The 16344-nt window shown below is 59.3% G+C and carries 11 protein-coding genes; 7 read left to right on the plus strand and 4 right to left on the minus strand.

Annotation, left to right across the window (positions count from 1 at the left end; all coding sequences use genetic code 11):
• The first annotated feature begins 127 nt into the window (after window positions 1-127).
• On the plus strand, window positions 128-790 hold the full coding sequence (locus HYT87_03265; GenBank protein MBI2058766.1) for a DUF5610 domain-containing protein: 663 nt from the start codon (window positions 128-130) through the stop codon (window positions 788-790).
• Between the two features lie 61 nt (window positions 791-851).
• Here HYT87_03265 and HYT87_03270 read toward each other — a convergent pair whose 3' ends face one another.
• From HYT87_03270 to HYT87_03285, 4 genes are all read right to left on the minus strand, one after another.
• Window positions 852-2312 carry an ATP-binding protein gene (locus tag HYT87_03270; GenBank protein ID MBI2058767.1) on the minus strand — a complete coding sequence of 487 codons (1461 nt, stop codon included), beginning with the start codon at window positions 2310-2312 and terminating at the stop codon, window positions 852-854.
• Window positions 2313-3183: 871 nt separating this feature from the next.
• Window positions 3184-5298, minus strand: a complete 2115-nt coding sequence (locus HYT87_03275; GenBank protein MBI2058768.1) for a hypothetical protein — start codon at window positions 5296-5298, stop codon at window positions 3184-3186.
• A gap of 368 nt (window positions 5299-5666) precedes the next feature.
• Window positions 5667-5780, minus strand: a complete 114-nt coding sequence (locus HYT87_03280) for a helix-turn-helix domain-containing protein (GenBank protein ID MBI2058769.1) — start codon at window positions 5778-5780, stop codon at window positions 5667-5669.
• Between the two features lie 179 nt (window positions 5781-5959).
• Window positions 5960-7315, minus strand: coding sequence for a DUF2088 domain-containing protein (locus tag HYT87_03285; GenBank protein ID MBI2058770.1), 1356 nt, complete (start codon window positions 7313-7315; stop codon window positions 5960-5962).
• Between the two features lie 291 nt (window positions 7316-7606).
• Here HYT87_03285 and HYT87_03290 point away from each other — a divergent pair, with 291 nt between their 5' ends.
• The 6 genes from HYT87_03290 (at window position 7607) to HYT87_03315 (ending at window position 16339) form a co-directional block, all read left to right on the plus strand.
• Complete coding sequence (locus tag HYT87_03290) at window positions 7607-8506, plus strand: hypothetical protein (GenBank protein MBI2058771.1); 900 nt, start codon at window positions 7607-7609, stop codon at window positions 8504-8506.
• 146 nt (window positions 8507-8652) lie between these two features.
• Window positions 8653-10092, plus strand: coding sequence for a hypothetical protein (locus HYT87_03295; GenBank protein ID MBI2058772.1), 1440 nt, complete (start codon window positions 8653-8655; stop codon window positions 10090-10092).
• 142 nt (window positions 10093-10234) lie between these two features.
• A complete protein-coding gene (locus HYT87_03300) occupies window positions 10235-12244 on the plus strand; it encodes a cyclic nucleotide-binding domain-containing protein (GenBank protein MBI2058773.1) in 2010 nt (669 codons plus the stop codon).
• Entirely contained in the window at window positions 12241-12504 is a 264-nt protein-coding gene (locus HYT87_03305) for a hypothetical protein (GenBank protein ID MBI2058774.1), read from the plus strand. Before HYT87_03300 ends, HYT87_03305 begins: the two co-directional genes overlap by 4 nt.
• Before the next feature lie 3 nt (window positions 12505-12507).
• Window positions 12508-12714, plus strand: a complete 207-nt coding sequence (locus tag HYT87_03310) for a DUF2283 domain-containing protein (protein MBI2058775.1) — start codon at window positions 12508-12510, stop codon at window positions 12712-12714.
• Between the two features lie 124 nt (window positions 12715-12838).
• Window positions 12839-16339, plus strand: coding sequence for a PD40 domain-containing protein (locus HYT87_03315; GenBank protein ID MBI2058776.1), 3501 nt, complete (start codon window positions 12839-12841; stop codon window positions 16337-16339).
• Window positions 16340-16344: the final 5 nt, after the last annotated feature.

Below are 16344 nucleotides of genomic sequence, written 5' to 3' on the forward strand. Positions count from 1 at the left end.
GATGCGAGGCCGACCCACGGCAAGTGCCAGCCAGGACAGGCGCGGTACTTGCCGCAACGTGGCCGAGCGTGATGCGAGGCCGACCCACGGCAAGTGCCAGCCAGGAGCAGCAAGGAAAGGAGCAAACATGGAGGTCAGTATTCACGCGGAGGTTCTGAGAGCGCAGTATCTTTCAACCCAACTGGGTGGGGTCTACGGGGGTGGGGGGCAAACGTCGTTCCCACCGGCGCTGGATCGAGCACGGGCAAGCATCGCACCGGCGCAATTCCCCAAATCCAATCCTTTCGCCGTCCCCGGAGCGGAGCGGAGGGGGGCGGCCCCTGATTCAGGACCGGCCACGGTGGTTTCACTCTCCTACAAGAGTCTGGATCTCCGCATTTCAATGGACGATTCAGAGGTCAAAGAGTTGGAGGAATCGGGGGGAGCGAAGCCGGCGCTCGAAGATAAATTTTCTCCGGAAGCGGTCAGCGATCGGATCATCGATTTCATCAAGGGACTCTTCCAAACCTTTCAAGGGCAGGACCCGAACGGTGACGTGAACACTTTTGCGGGGGAGGTCGCCCGGGGTGTGGAGGAGGGTTTCGCCCAGGCGAAGGAACTCCTGAAGTCGATGGACATGCTCACGGAATCCCTCGCCAAGACGATCGGGGAGACCCATCGGCTCACGGTGGACAAACTGGGGAACTTCTTCGATTCCATCGGTGTGACGCTGGAGAATCTGCTCCAATCGGCCACCGAACTGACGGGGGCTTCCCCCGCTCAGACCCTGCAAGCCACCCAGGCGACGTAGCCACCACCGTCACTTTCCTCCGTCGCCGCCCCTCGTCCCCGTCCGGGGATGGGGGGCATCTCTATGGGGGTTGAAGGGGCAGCTCGATCTGTCCGTCGACCGGGGGTTTCCGGGATCTGAGTAGGTTGTATCCTACGGTCCAACAGTAGACGCTCGATTCAACAAACCTGATCTTGAGATCAGCTTCCGCCATTTCCCCCCGCTGATCCACTGTTGTGACAGCTACGCTGTGGATTTTGTTCTTTCGGGCAAAGTTGAGCAGAGTTGAAAGTTCATACGGCCTCTCGTGGAAGCGGTTTGTCCACTTGACTTCTACACACCACCGGACTTTTTCGGTGTCCCTCCACACCAAGTCCACCTCCCCTTCATGCTTGCATCGGGCATAGAACAGATTCTCCAGGCCGGATGAATGCGTCCATTGGCTCAGGATCGCTGTTTCGACCATGTTGCCCATGAAGGGATGTTCAGAATTGATCGGATGGAAAAGCGCGGACCTCATGGAAGGGTTTGTCAAGTAGACCTTGAAGTAGTTGGCTCTTCTGAATCGCCGGCCAGCGTCGTCAAGCCGGTGAAGAACGATTATTAGGAAAGCCGCCTGAAGGTATTCGATATACTTCTTCAGCGTGTTCTTTGCGACCCCTGCCCCTGAAGATAGCCCATCGAGCGAAACTTCGTTTCCGGTATTGTAGGCGAGGACCGTGAACAAGCGATTAAGCTCTTGGATGTCTTGGATGCCGTACAGGTTCGGCAAATCCTTGAGGAGCACCTTGTCGACGATGTCACTCTTGATGAACCGCTGCGGGTTTGCCTGGATGGCCTTGGAGAACAGGGCCTCTGGATATCCTCCGAAATTCAAGTAGTTCACGAATTCCTGGTTCAAGGTGGCGATGTTCGCGGACACCCCCCAGCCGGTTGCCATGTCGCCCGGGTGGCGCGGCCACTCGATCAGGTTATTCTTGCGCAGGAGTAGGAGATACTCATAGAAGGTGAGCGGGGGGAGATAGAAATCTGTGAATCTTCCGGCACCGGACTCGGTACTCTTCAACTTTAACGCGGCGGCTGCGGAGCCGGAGGCGACAAATCGCGTCTTCCCGTAGTCGTCTACGAGTCTTTTGAGATGGACCTCCCAACCTCGGAGGTATTGAATCTCATCGAAGAAGATGAAGCAGTTCTCAAGTTTCGGGCTTTCCGCCATCTGCGCGTAAAGTTCCACGAGATGCTCGAGGCGACATCCTGAGTAGACGGGGGCCTCGATCGACAGGTAACAGATATTCCTGGGCCGCACTCCTTGTTCGATTAGTTGCTGGATGGCGTGGTATAAGAGAATGGTTTTCCCCACTCTGCGCGGGCCCATGAGTACCACCGCTCTTCGAGCCCCCGCTTCGAGAACTAGGTTGAGGAAGTCGGGCAGGTATGCGCGGGGCGTCATGGACCGATGGTCCGCGTCGATAGCTCCATCGATCCACCAAGGGTTTTCCAGCTTGATCTTTTCTTGTCGTTCCTTATCTGAGATCTGCTGCATTGGATACCGCCTGCCTGTTGGGGCTCAGCATATGGCACGATGAAAATAAAGTCAAGTATTTGATCTTATTTTGTTTTACGTGGATAATACAACAACACTAGTTTGTTACGTGGTTGCATATGTGCAACCCCAGTCTAAAGCCGGTAGTGCGTCAGGTCGGCAGGTGGTCGATGAAGGTGAGGTTGCAGGAGCGGCCGTGGGTGGATTCGGCCATGTCGACGGCGGCCTCGACGGACGGTGCGGGAACGAAGATCGGGGTCCTTCGCGCCCGCCACGATGACCTGGCCGATGTGCTTCATGCGCCGGAGAGGATAGGGCTCATGGGGTCAACTCTTGACTTGATACTAGCTCATGGGGTCAACTCTTGACTTGATACTACTTTGGGGTGGCGCGTAGAAATGGGGTCACTCTTGAATATTGATTTTCTCCCGAGGTCCGGATCGGCGGTGCGACGGAGATGATCCCGCCATTACTCACAGTCCATATGTTAACGCAAGACCTGACACCGTATGTTTGTGGCATCTAAACCCGAGCTTCGGATCGGTCACAAGGCTTTTCTTTCTCGATCTATTTACGCCGGTCACCTTCTTTCCTGCGTGTGAGTTCCAAGCACTGGGCAGAGGGCTGGCGTACATCCCACGCAGTTTCATACTTGAGACATTTGTCGGTTGCTCGGCAGGTGCAGCAAATGGCGTGAATGTGACAATCGATCCTTCCATCCAGACTCCCGGAATAATTCATCGGCTCACGACTGGTGGTCACGCCGAGGCATGGATGAAATTTGGAACCCTTCACGCCCTTGTCAACCATAATGCAATGTAGGAAACAACGTCCCGGTAAGCGTTCTAAATCAGGAACCTGTCTCCGAAATCTACTGGAGGCAGGCGAGACCCTGGTCGGCCTTGCCCAGTGAGGAATTGTATCCAAGCTCTATCACCGTCCGCTCCCCGTTCTTGGTGGCGGAGGCCCATCCATTGTCGCCGACCACCTTCATGTTCACCGATTGCGGTGCGGTGTCTTTCGTGTAGGACCCCGTGTGGCTCGATCCGGAAATGATGAACATTGTGGTCGAATCCATGAAGAGGGGATGGCCCTGAAGGTTGACCTGTACAACATTCTCGGGAGATTTCAGTGTCTTCTTGCCATTCTTTCCGGCGGAACCTTCTCCGAAGGGAACGCAGGTCAGGTTCCAGGGATTGTTTTTCCCGTCACCGGATGACCAGTTTTCGTTGAACGGCTGTCCATCCTTGTCCACGTAATTGTTGCAGGCCCCTCCCCGGTCAATGGCGATGAGATCCTGGCGAAGCAGGATCGGAACGTAACGGAACGTGGAGATAAGGTCGTCGTAATACAGGCTCCCGTGCTTCTTCCAGGCCCAGTCGTTGATTTTCGCCGAGAAATTCTGTTCGCGCACGCCCTTCGGGCTCGCATGGTACAATTTCAGGAACTCCTTCGGGGTAGCAGTTGCCATGCCATAGCAATACGCGCAGACCGGCTTCTTCGCGTCTCGATTGAGGTAGAGGGGGTACTCGCGATCGGAAAAAACCTGCCCCGGGTATTGCAGATGATAGTCGCGGCAAGAGACGGGTATGAACGCCTTGTGGGCCGGAAGGTCGTCCGCGATCGTTTCCGGCATGGGGGTGACGCTCCCGATCGCGCACGTTTCGGGTGTCCTTTCACACACCTGTGCCAGATCCCGCAATTTGCGAATCGTCCCGGATGTTGGATCCGTGATCTGAGTCTTGGCGTCGACCACGTTATAGGAGTGATACTTCGTGGTCGACGTCCACTCATAGTCATCCGGGTTATTGAACATGTTGTCGATTTCGCCGAGGAGTTTCTGGTAGTCATCATAGGAATTCAGGATCGCCGTAATGGCTGCCACCTGAGCGGTGTTATCCGCGTTGCATGCGTCCTCGGAGCCGGGACAGGCCACGTCCTTCTGGAGCCAGGCCTTGCGCTTGGACTCCCAATCGTCCCTGCTCCACTTGCGGAATGAGGCCAGGTACGCCGCCGTCTCGGAGGCGTCCGCGCCGCCCCCCAGGCAATCCTTGAGCTTACCGGTGAATTCCTGTGTCTTGGCGTAGAAACCATCCAGGGTGTCCCCAGGCGCCTGGAAATCGCATTCAATGGCGGCGTTCATAAAGGTTTTGAAGCTCTTTTTTGAGTTGTCATACGCAGCCTTGAAATCCGCGTTTGTCGACCCGCCCGCCGACTCATTGGGAACCTCTTCGCTGAATCCACCTGAGATGGATGCGGCGGCGGACGCGTCGGTTGCGACGATTTCAATCATGAGCTTGAGCTCGGCGCCGGTTTCCATCTCGAACAGGTAGTAGTCTCCACAATGATTGACGAAATCATCGAATGTGTCATACGCGCCGAGGATTTCGTCCTTGATGACGATGTCGGGGTTCAGGGACTTGACCAGCCCGGCCGCGGTGGAGTGATACACTCCGTAGACGCGGTTCGTTGAAAACTCGGCCGAGGCGGACCAAGAGGCATCTTCGCCCGCCTTGAACACTCCGATGCCCATCTTGGCGTGCTCGTTCATGGAAAGGCTGGCGGAAAGGTCCACGGAGGTCTTGATCACCTTTGCCTCGGTGACGCTCTCGACCGTTCCCGGTTTCCAGTAGCCGCCGGTCGTGGGATCCTGCGAGAACCCGGTCTTATCAAGGTCCACACACACGATCTGATCGTCCGCCGCGCCGGACACGGAATCGTAGGCGGACCCCCAGTTCATACGGGTCTTGACGTATTTGATGTCCAACGCATTGTGGCCGTCGAAACTCCGGGCCACCACGCGATCCACCCTTCCCGCGTCCTTGGCCTCCAGTTCCGGAGGCGTGATTTGGGCCAATGTCGCATCCGTCTCCACAGGCTCCGGGGGCGCGGCTGAGTTTGATTTGCCGGAGCCGTTGCAACCAACGAAGGTCACGGGCAGAACAATGACAAAGGCCAAAATACCGGACAGGGGAAAATGTATCATTTGCGAACTCTCCTTTGGAAATGGGGACTTTGGGGAAGACCGTTCAGTGATCCGTAATGTCCACAATCACCGCCCGGCGCGAGGAAGAATCGAGATTGAATCAGCGCGAATTTCCTTGCCGCTGGAAGCACGGGGTGCAACCTACGCTACGCGGACGAAATGTCAAGGTCGATAGAGTGCATCCGAAACCTCAGCGCTTCTCGACCCGCCTGCCGGTCTGCGGGCGGGAGGGATCGAAGAACAGGCGGGGTTACTGTTCGAGCGGATTCGAGAACTCCAAGACTTCGAGACTGGTTCCGTTCGCGCCAATTTCCGGACGCACATACGGCTCATACGGTGTCACATACGGTGTCAGGTCTTGCATTCATTCATTTCGTCTTCTCGAACTCCCGCAATCGTCTGCTCACGGTCGAGTAATGAACGCCCAATGACGCCGCGATCTCGCCCAACGTGTACCCCTCTCGAATATAGGCACGGCCCACCTCCTGCGGCGTCCCCTTCCTTCACGATCTCCCCGATCCCCCGGCGTACCCCAATTCCGGCCGATGAAGTCTGGGAGGAGCTGGGTATTTCCAGAAAGAAGAAGTCCACCCGCCGATAGCCGGTCCCCTATTCCCCGGGACAACGCGATGCTTGCCGCCGGGGTTCGTGCATGATGTGTTCAGGTCGGCAGGTGGTCGATGAAGGTGAGGTTGCAGGAGCGGCCGTGGGTGGATTCGGCCATGTCGACGGCGGCCTCGACGGACGGTGCGGGAACGAAAGGATCCTTCGCGCCGGCCACGATGACTTGGCCGATGTGCTTCATGCGCCGGAGAGGATAGCTGGCCATGAGTCCGTGAACGGGGTGGAACGAGTAGCAGTATCGGTACTTAAAAAGGTAGTCCGGCCGGTTGGCGAAATCTTCTTCGAACTGGTCACGCATCGCCCAGGGGTCTTTTGTGACAGGCAGGACGCGATCCCACACCTCGCGATAGGCGGCGTGGTGAACGTCGTCCCATTCGTTCGGACACGGCGTGGCCATGATGACCGTGCAGCCTTTCTTGCCGACGCTTTCCGTGGTTCCACCGAAGTAGCCGAGTCCCGATGAAAAAAGCGTAAGGATCGGGTTCATCTTCGCGAACGTGGCGTAGGGGCTGTACGACGCCAGGCCGTAAACGAGCACGTCGGCCTTTTCACCTTCCGGAACCGCCGCCGGCACGGAATCCTGGAGAAGCGAGAGAACTTTCTTGCGCGTGGCGGAGACTCCGCCCGCGAAGACATGGGCGACCTCGAAGGGGCTGCGGAGCACGGTCTCAATCTTGAACACGCGGTTCTTGCCCAGTTTCTCGTCCACGAGCGCGCCCATTTCGTCGAGCACGCGATGGAGCGGATTGTTGCGAACGGAGGCGCTGAGGCCGTCCGGCGAGTGGTGCCACCGGATGCTCCGGTTGGTGCTGAGGCCGACGCAGACCGATTTCCATCCTCCCGTGAGGCCGCGGAGGGCGCTCGCGTTGATGTAAACGGTGAGATCGCAATCGACCACGAGTTTGTTGACTTCCACGTCGTATCCGTTCGGCGTGGCGCCGAGGTAGGCGAGGTTTTCCTTGTCTTCCGCATCGTGGGAAAAGACACGGTAGCCGAACTCCTGCACGAGGTCGTCGCCGATGATCCGTCCGATCTCGTTGCGCGTCCACCGCCGGTGCAGCGCCGAGGCGCAGACGAGCCAGATGTCGTTTCTCTGCACGCCGGCCTTGCGGAGGTCGTCCAGTACGGCCCGAATGGCCAGATTTCGCAGCGGGGCGAGACAGATCACGGTGGGATCGTCGAACGCGATAAGGACCTTGCTTCCATTCCGGACCAATTCCGGTATTCGCGGCATGTCCATCGGGCGATCGAGGGCGTCGCGAACCGCTTTGCCAATGTCCGTGATCGGCGGCAGTTTGCCCGGCATCCAGGAGCTGGGCCGCTTCCGGGTACGGTCCGGGAGTGTCGCGTCGATCATCCCGTCACCGAAGGCCATCGAGACGCTGATCGCCATTCCGCCTTCTTACCAACCCCGGCGAAAGAAGTCGAGCGGGAGCCGCACCCCGCCTGCCATCGCTTCCCATCGCCCCTTGCGCTTCGCTCCAGGGACGATGAGCGGTAGGGCCATGCGAGCTCTGCATCGTGTTCGGCCTGACGGGCGGGGTACCGCACCATCCATGGCTGGCACTTGCCGTTCAAGCGCCGCCCGTCCCTGGGACGGCTATGCTGGCGGCAAGTACCGCACCATCCATGGCTGGTTGCCGGAGGGTGCCATTTGCCTTATTGTGTAGTCATAGTGACCCGGATGGTCCTCTTATGGGCGGTTCTTGCGATGGCCTGTTCGTCTGAGAACACGGGCGAGAAACCGCCGACACTCGCTCCGCCCACGCGCGGATATCAGATCAGAGCAGATCCGATCCGCGTGGACGCCGGCGAGGAGTCGGAGGTCTGTCAACATGCGGCCACCGTCGCGGGACCGGGTGAGGCGGTGCGTCGGATTGAGGTGGCCGCGGGACCGGGCTTGCATCACTTCATACTTTTTACGTGGGAAAGCGAGAGCGCGCCGACGCCGTCCCGATGGCCGTGTGTGGCGGCGGGGATCGGGGGGGATCTGTCGCACATCCTCGACTTTCGGCCACTCAGCGGGTTTCCGCCGCAGCCCTATTCCGAAATCCTATTTCCTGAAGACGTTGGATTTCCCCTTCGCCCGAACCAAGCGTTCGTGCTGGACGGCCATTTCCTCAACCTCGGGGCGACGCAGCAGAGGGAATCCAGTCTCACCGTCAACCTGCACACCGTGTCGCAGTCGGAGGTGTCGCACCTCGCGCGAATTCTGTACGATATCAATCTGTCGTTCCGCGTCCCCGCCTCGTCCAGGGGCTACGCGGAAGGGACCTGGGAGGCGAAAGAGGACATCCATCTTTTCGCCCTCACCTCTCACACCCACCGCAGAGGGATCGAGGTAACCATCCACCACGCCGAGCGACTTCCGGGCGATCCGGCCTCTTTCGAGGAGAAGGAGCCGCTCTACCGGAGCCGCGACTGGTCGTCTCCGGCGTTTGCCGTCTTCACGGAGCCGATCCTGATCCGAGCGGGAGACGGTCTTCGCTACCGCTGTCTCTTCGATAATGACAAAATGATCCCATTGATATTCGGAGTGACCTCGGAAGACGAGATGTGCATCCTCTACGGTTTCTACTACTGAGACCGTCGGGAAGCTTCCTTCCGCGCATGGTTCGACAAGCCGTTCGACGGGCTCAGGACCCCATAAGGTCCCGAGTCTATCGAGGGGCACACCATGAGCGGATGTATTCCGCCCACCCTGAGCTCCGTCGAAGGGTCGTCCTGGGCATGTCGAAGGACGAGGCCGCATGGGCGAGGCGGAGAGCAATCTTGGGGCTGTGCGTCAGCAGCTTGCTCATGGGCTGCTCCGACTCCGATGATCTGCCCTGCTCCCCCGCTCGGGTCCGCCCCGCGTATTCCGACGCCCTCTGCCTGGCGGGGGCGCTGCCGGCGGGAGACGATGACTGGGCCCGCAGCTACCGGCGGTTCGTGCTGGAGAAGGCAACAGCCGCTGGGGTCAGGACATTCCGGGACGATTTCACCTGGTCGGAGGCCGAACCGGAACGCGGTCGGTTCAACTTCGCCGCCCAGGACGCCAGAATGGACGATCTGACCGCCGCCGGCGCTCGGGAGATAGGCCTGATCACCTATGGGAACCCGTGGGCCTCGGCGAAAGGAAGCGATTGTGCGAGGCAGGACCGTGGGAATTGCGCGGTCTATCCGGCGGACGATCCGGACGACTACGCCCGTTTTGCCGCCGCTCTCGCCGAACGATATCGGGCAACGGTCTCGGACTGGGAAATCTGGAATGAGCAGAACTCGGGCTTCCGGTTTTGGGTGGGCTCCGACTATCCGTGGAAGTATGGGGCGGGCACGGGGGGCGATCCCGATCGTTACGGCGAACTGCTCGGGCGAACCTACAAGGCGATTAAGGCCGTCCACCCGAAATCCGCCGTTGCCTACGGGGGGCTTTTTTATCACGAGCAGTTCATCATGGGCGCGGAACGATTCCTTGACCTGAGCCTGATGCATCGCCCCGACTTGGGCAGGTTTTTCGACGTCCTCGCGTATCATCCCTACACCACCTATCCTCCCCAGGTTCCACCGGAGGCAGGCGACTCAACCGAAATTCCTCTCGTAACGATGCAGAAGAATCTTGAGAACGTGATGGCTATCCGGGGCACTGGAACCAAAGAGGTCTGGGTGACGGAGGTCGGCTGGCCCGTATATGGGCAAGTGGATGAGGAGAGGCAGGCGCAGTATCTCGTTCGCAGCGCCATTCTGGCGATGAGCGCGGGTGCAACGCGCGTTTGCTGGTTCACCTTTCAAGACGGACCGGAATTCAGGAGTTTCCCGCCTGAGCAGGCGTTCGGGGTCTTCCGTTACGCCAACGATCGAACAAGCGCCGGTCCGAAGCCCGCGTACGACGCCCTGACTACCATGTCCGCTCGGCTGGAGGGAACCCGATACACGTGCGATCTGAATGAGGAACTGGGGTTGGGCGCGGATGGATACGCCTTTTTGTTCGAGGGCCGCGGCAAGCGCGTCCTGGTCGCATGGGCGTCCTCCGCCGATTCACAGGTTCTTTCGATGGATCTTCTTCAAGAGCTTTTCAGGGGAACCATCCTTGGCGTGAGAGCTTGGGATCGTGAAGACGATGCGCGGAATTTTCCACCGGGGGTTTCCATCCCCTTGAGCGGCTCCCCGGTCTTCGTGAGTCTGCCGTAGACGCATCGTATGCGTTCGGCACCCCCCATCCTCACCTTCCCCCTCAAGGGGGGAAGGGACAAGAACGGAAACGTCTCCCGACTCTTCCCCCTCCCCCTTGAGGGGGGAGGGACAGGGTGGGGGTGAACGCATACAACGCATCATGTCGATCGACTACGTGCCCTTCCTCTTGCGGGTTCCGTTTTTCGCCGCGATGGATTCGGAGGAAGAGCTTCTCCGGATCGCCTCGCGGGTCACGCTTCGGCGTTACGCCAAGGGGGACGTGGTTTACCGTGAGGGCGACGTGGGGGACGCCCTGTACATCATCCGGACCGGTCGCGTTCGGATCTCGGTGCGATCGGAGGCTGGGGTGGACCGGCCGGTGGCGTACCTTGGCGCAGGAGAGATTTTCGGTGAAATGGCTCTCCTTATTGAAGAGCCACGCTCGGCAACGGTTCGAGCCGACACGGCGGCGGAGATCATCGTCCTCCTGAAGGAGGACTTCCATGCGCTGCTCCGAGAGGACCCCGCGATCGCCCTGGAACTTTCCCGCACGCTCTCGCGCCGCCTGGCGCGGACCACGCGGGGTTCCGAGCGTCGTGTCGAGCCGGTTTGCATCCTGTGTGCGTCATTCGGCGCCGCGGTTTCCGGGGCTTTCGACGGGAGCGCTCTCCTGGCCGCCCGTCTCGCGCCAGCCCTCGCGGAGCAGAACACGCATCGCGTCGTTCTGGTGGATCTCCATGCGGATGGCGAAGCCTCCGCGGCGCGGCTCCTCGCCCCGGATTCCCGAAGAGTGAAAATCTCCGAACTGGCATCCTGCCTTGCCGGTCTTCACAAACTGGAGCCGCTCATGAGATCGGGTCCAAGGGGCGAGCACGTGATCACCGTGGAGCGAGACGGCGCCGAGGGTGCCTTCGAGGAAGCGTTCTCAGGATTGGTGGCGGCGCTCAAGTCGTCTTACCTGTTCATCGTCATCGCCCTGCCGGGGAGTGCGGAAGCCGTGCCTCGATCCATCCTATTGGAGCCGGACCAAATCTGGGTGCCTTTTCTGGAAGAGTCTCGATCCGCGGCGGTGGATCGAATCGAAGCGCTCACGCGCAGCATGTCGGGCCTGCCGTACAAAACTCACTGGCTATGGTTGAGGCGTGAGGAGGATCGGGATCGGAAGCGGTCGACCATCGAGGTCGATTTAGGCCGTCCTTTGAGGGGAACAGTGGACTTGCCGTCCACCTTGGTCAAGCCTCCCGAAGAAAGCGAAGAGGACTCTGCGGGGGCCGACACCGCGTTCAGAAAATCCGTTTCGCGCCTCGCCCGTCAGGTGGCACACCGATCGACGGGCGTGGCCCTGGGAAGCGGGGCGGCCTTCGGGTTCGCCCACGTGGGCGTTCTCCAAGCCCTTGATCAGGCCGGAATCGACGTTGACTACATCGCGGGGACCAGCATGGGCGCGCTCGTCGGGAGCTTTTATGCGTCCGGGCTCAACGCGGATGCCCTTGCCGAGCGGGCGATCGAAATGCAGGGCCGCGGCCGATTCCTCGGTCTGGCCGATTTCTCATTCCCGCCGCGAACGGGATTTCTGCGAGGGGAAAAGGTGGACGCCTACCTTCGGGAAATACTGGAGGAAAGGACCTTCGCCGACCTGGAGATCCCCTTCGCCTGTGTGGCCACGGACATCCTCACGGGCGAGCGGGTGGTGCTTGATCGGGGGCCGGTGCATTCGGCCGTGCGCGCCAGCCTTTCCCTTCCCTTTGTGTTCGCCCCCGTGAGGATCGAGGGCCGGCTCCTTGTGGACGGCGGCCTCGTGGAGCCGGTACCGGCGGCGACGGTGAAGAACCTCGGCGCAGACCTGATCCTCTCCGTCAACGTGGCGGCGAAACCCAAGACGGCGTCGAGTGAAAATGATCCAGATTCGGCCTGGCGAGCCAAATCGGAGTCCGTGCGCACGCCGAACATGCTCAAGATCGGACTCAACGCCTTGTACACCATGCAGCACGAAATCGCCCTCGCTGCCGATCCGATTTCGCACCTCACCTTGGCGCCGGAATTCACGGGCATCGTGCATTCGGAGTTCCACCGGGCCGGCGAACTGATCGAAGCCGGCCGCCGCGCGGCGGAGGCCCGGATTGACGAAATCAGGTCTCTCTTCCAAACGCAACCGGTCTCCCAGCCATGAAGGACATTCGAATCGACCCTCACACTCTGGAGCGCGCGGAGCAGCGGGGTACAAACCCGGAGGAGATTGCGGAAGTGATCGAGACGGGGCTGCCCATTCCGGCGAAACACGGCCGATTCGGGAAAACCAAAGTCTTCAAGTTCGGACGGCATCGCCTGGGCAAATTTTACGAGGAAAAGAAGGTCGAAGTGTATTATACTGTCCATGGAGATTTGGTGGTGACCATCACGGTGTATGTCTTCTACGGGTCTTGGAGGTAGGAAATGCAGGTCCTCTATGATGCGGCCAAGGATCTTCTCTACATCCGTCTGGATTCACGAAGCCGGGAGGTGGTCAATCGGCGCGTATCGGAGGATGTCGTGCTGGATGTGACTTCCGACGATCGAATCGTCGGGATCGAGATCATGGATGCCTCGAAGCGCGTGGATCTTGGCGAGGTTCTGCCGATCGTGTCTCAAACCGCGGCGTAGGCGGCCGTACAACAAAGGTTTAGCGCCGCCTGAAGAAAAACGGCGGCGTCAGGGGCCTTGCAGCCGCTTGGCTTCCGGGGTTCCAAGGTTTGCAATCGCGGGGCTTTTCTAATACAACGAGCGAATGAAACACATACACCTTGTCCTTGCTCTGCTCTTGCTCGCGCCCTCCGTGGCGCACGCCAGGAATATCTATGGAACGCACAACCACGGCGATCTCCAATGGTACACCCACGAAACGCAACACTTCGTCATCTACTACCACAAGGGGAAATCCAGCTCCGAGTGGACCGCGCGCAAGCTCGCCTCGATGGCGGACCAGGTGTATGACACCGTCACCGACCACTACGCTTACAAGTTCAAGGAAAAGATCCATCTCGTTGTGCGCGACACCGAGGAGATCGCCAACGGGTGGGCCATCGCTTCACAAGACTGGATGACCATCTGGGGAACGAACCTCTACACCGTCACGCGCGGCCGGAGCGACTGGATCAAGAACGTCTTTCACCATGAGTTCGCCCATATCGTTTCCATCAAGGCGGCCAACCCCTTCAACAAGCATTTCCCGGGGCTCGCGGTCATCGGATCGCTCGCCGTTCAACAGAAGCTCGGAAAAGACAAGTTCGGCTCTCCCTTGGATTCGCCCGATGAGCTGACCTCCCCCGTTCCCTCGGACGCCGGATTCGTTTTTCTTTTCCCCGGCGAAATCGTTCCCCCCTGGTATGCGGAAGGCGTCGCCCAATATGCAGCCACCGCCGCGGGCTTCGAATCGTACGACACCCATCGCGAGATGCTCCTCCGTTCCGCCACACTGGAAAACAACCTCCTCACGCTGGACGAGATGAACACGTTCGACGGCAAGGGATCTCTCCAAATGGAAATGATCTACAATCAGGGGTTCAACTTCATCGGTTTTGTCTCGGACAAATACCGGAATGACGCCGCCGGCGCCCTGGCGAAGGCGCAGGGAAAGGGGTGGCACCTCGTGTTCGATTCGCGCTTCCCGAAAATATTCAACAAATCGCGCGCGGTCCTGTACGGCGAGTGGAAGCAGAACCTCCAGGAGAAATACGGCAAGCTTCAGGCGGAAGTGCAAGCCAACCCCTACGCCGGGGAGGAAGTGGATTTCTTTAAGACCAAGGACGAGAAGGAGCCGGAAAGGCCGTCGGACTTGCGGCGATTCCGATTCCGCAAGAAGGGGCTCTTGAACCGGTTCGTGCGGTTCTCACCGGACGGAAAATACTTCGGTCTGCTCTCCACGAGAGGAGCGGATCGATGGGGCACGTCGCTCTACCTCTGCAAGACCAGTCCGGGCCCCGACGAAGAGGCCTGCAGTGAAGTCGAGGACGCGAGCGCGAATTCGCAGTATGCGTTCTCCCCGGACTCGAAGAAATTGGCCTTCACGACAGAAATTGAAGGCGAACACGGCGAAACGAACGAAATCTTTGTCTACGACATCGAAAAAGAACGACTGACCATGATGGATGGGAAACGCACCCATGCCCTGACCGCCGAATGGCAGTTCAACAAGAACCGTCCACCCTACCGAGCGGTCGATCTCGACTGGTCTCCCGATGGCCAGTGGATCGTCTACACGGAAAACCTCGACGGTCAGAAGAATCTTCGGCTGATCCGGCCGGACGGAACAGCCAAGACGAAACTCAGCAGTTTCGAGGACGGCACCCAGATCGGCGGCCCCATGTGGGCGGCGGACGGGAAGAGCCTCCTTTTCTATATGTACCACCATGACCAGCAGGACCTGTGGCTGATGGAAATGAAGACGCTGAAAATGCGCCCGCTGACCTACGATAAGACGGACGACCGCGATCCGATCTTCACCCCCGAGGGAACGGTCATTTTTGCGTCGGACAGGACCGGCATTTTCAATCTTTATGAGCTCGATCCGAAGACGAACCAGCTCAAGCAGCTCACCAATGTGGTGACGGGCGCGTTCTGGCCGTCGCTCTCTCCGGACGGCAAGACGATATATTATTCCTACTACACCTCATACGGGTATCGGACCTACAAAATGGACCGGAGCGCCGCGTACAACAAGCCGGTCGGAAAGCTCGACATTCCCCCGGTCACGATCGGCCGGGAGGAGATGGAAGTGGCGTCGGAGTTCCCCGAACTCCGGAAGAAGCCCTACACGTTCGACGCGAGGCCCTGGGAGTTCTATCCGGAATTGTCCGCCATCAACCAGGAGATCGACGTCGGAGGGATGTTCTCAATCGGCGACTTCCTCGACCGCCACGAGCTGTCGCTCTACGGCCGCGTGGGCTTTCCGGACATCGTTCCGTTCTACAGCGCCAATTACAGGCTCAGCCTTTTCTGGCCGGACATCAACATCTCGTATCGCGGCTTTGTGATATCCGGAGAAGCCTCGCTTCCCTACGTGGACAACGATGGAAACACCCAGCGCGTCACCGTGGAAGACAACTCCGCGGGCGATTTCGGTGGACTGGATTTGACTTTCCCCCTCCGTCCGAACCACCGGCTCACCACGGGGTATCTGCTGCGAAGGATCTCCGAGTCACTGAAGGGAAACAGCCTGACCAACCAGACCTTCTTTGGAAACAATTTGCTGGGCTGGCAATTGGCGCAGGATTCCCTCGCGTACGCGGATGCGTTTGGAGAGCAAAGTTTCTGCTTCGACTACGATGAAGAGGGCAAGATTGTCGACTTCTCCACGGCCTGCAAACTGGGCAACAGTCAGACCGTCCTCCTGAACCACCAGCTCTCCCTCGGGTACCGTTACGCCTTCAGCCGGAACATCGTCGACGGCGACGTCAATCCTCGCGGGGGCCGCGATTTCGCCTTCACGTACAGCTACACGCTGGCCCAGATTTCACAGAGCACCAAGCTGGCCCAGAAGAATTTCCTAGGCCGTTGGCGCTTCTTCCAGGACGGCAACGAACAGGACGTGCTCAAGTCGCCCACGGACGACTACAACTACAACCAGTTCCTACTGACCTACTCCGAATATCTTGCGAGTCCCATCAAATACATTTCGTCCGCCCTCGAAAGCCTGCGCCACACCTTCATCGCCCGCGTGTACTTCGGCCTGAACGACAGGCCCACTCTCGGCTACGACAAGTTCCAGGCGGGTGGCCGCCTTCCTCTTTTCAGTGGAAATCTCTTCAGCCCGGTGTTCCCCCTTTATGGATACGAGGATGGCTCGGTCACGGGCGACATGCTGGCGATCCTGAACGCGGAATACCGATTCCCACTCGCCCGGGAGATCAACGCTCAGGCGGGGCCCTTCTACTTTGAGAGCCTGTACGGCTCGTTCCTCTTCGACATCGGCAACGCGTACGACCTAAAGAAGTCCTATTCGCCGGTTTTCGACAGCAACGGCGACGGCTCGGCTTTCAACGACCTCCTGACGGACGTGGGCTTCTTCCTGAACTTGAAATCCTACATCTTCCATGGCCGGCCCTGGTTCAGCATGCTCGGCGTGGCCAAGGGTCTTTCGGACAACCAGGGCGACAGTCTGAGTTTGGGGTGCGACACGGAGGATTGCTCGGACCTCGTCGACCAGGAGCGGGGCACATTGAACTGGAAGCGGATTTCCAAGCCGGAAGCCGCCCTACGTGTGTACCTCGGCTTGGGCGTAAGCTTTTAGCCTGA

The sequence above is a fragment of the Nitrospirota bacterium genome, from assembly GCA_016180645.1.
Taxonomy (GTDB): domain Bacteria; phylum JACPQY01; class JACPQY01; order JACPQY01; family JACPQY01; genus JACPAV01.

Coding starts and splice junctions, on each gene's coding strand:
- HYT87_03310 (MBI2058775.1), top strand. CDS start 12,508: ATGCAGGTCCTCTATGATGCGGCCAAGGATCTTCTCTACATCCGTCTG.
- HYT87_03315 (MBI2058776.1), top strand. CDS start 12,839: ATGAAACACATACACCTTGTCCTTGCTCTGCTCTTGCTCGCGCCCTCC.
- HYT87_03275 (MBI2058768.1), bottom strand. CDS start 5,298: ATGATACATTTTCCCCTGTCCGGTATTTTGGCCTTTGTCATTGTTCTG.
- HYT87_03300 (MBI2058773.1), top strand. CDS start 10,235: ATGTCGATCGACTACGTGCCCTTCCTCTTGCGGGTTCCGTTTTTCGCC.
- HYT87_03290 (MBI2058771.1), top strand. CDS start 7,607: ATGGTCCTCTTATGGGCGGTTCTTGCGATGGCCTGTTCGTCTGAGAAC.
- HYT87_03305 (MBI2058774.1), top strand. CDS start 12,241: ATGAAGGACATTCGAATCGACCCTCACACTCTGGAGCGCGCGGAGCAG.
- HYT87_03270 (MBI2058767.1), bottom strand. CDS start 2,312: ATGCAGCAGATCTCAGATAAGGAACGACAAGAAAAGATCAAGCTGGAA.
- HYT87_03285 (MBI2058770.1), bottom strand. CDS start 7,315: ATGGCGATCAGCGTCTCGATGGCCTTCGGTGACGGGATGATCGACGCG.
- HYT87_03265 (MBI2058766.1), top strand. CDS start 128: ATGGAGGTCAGTATTCACGCGGAGGTTCTGAGAGCGCAGTATCTTTCA.
- HYT87_03295 (MBI2058772.1), top strand. CDS start 8,653: ATGTCGAAGGACGAGGCCGCATGGGCGAGGCGGAGAGCAATCTTGGGG.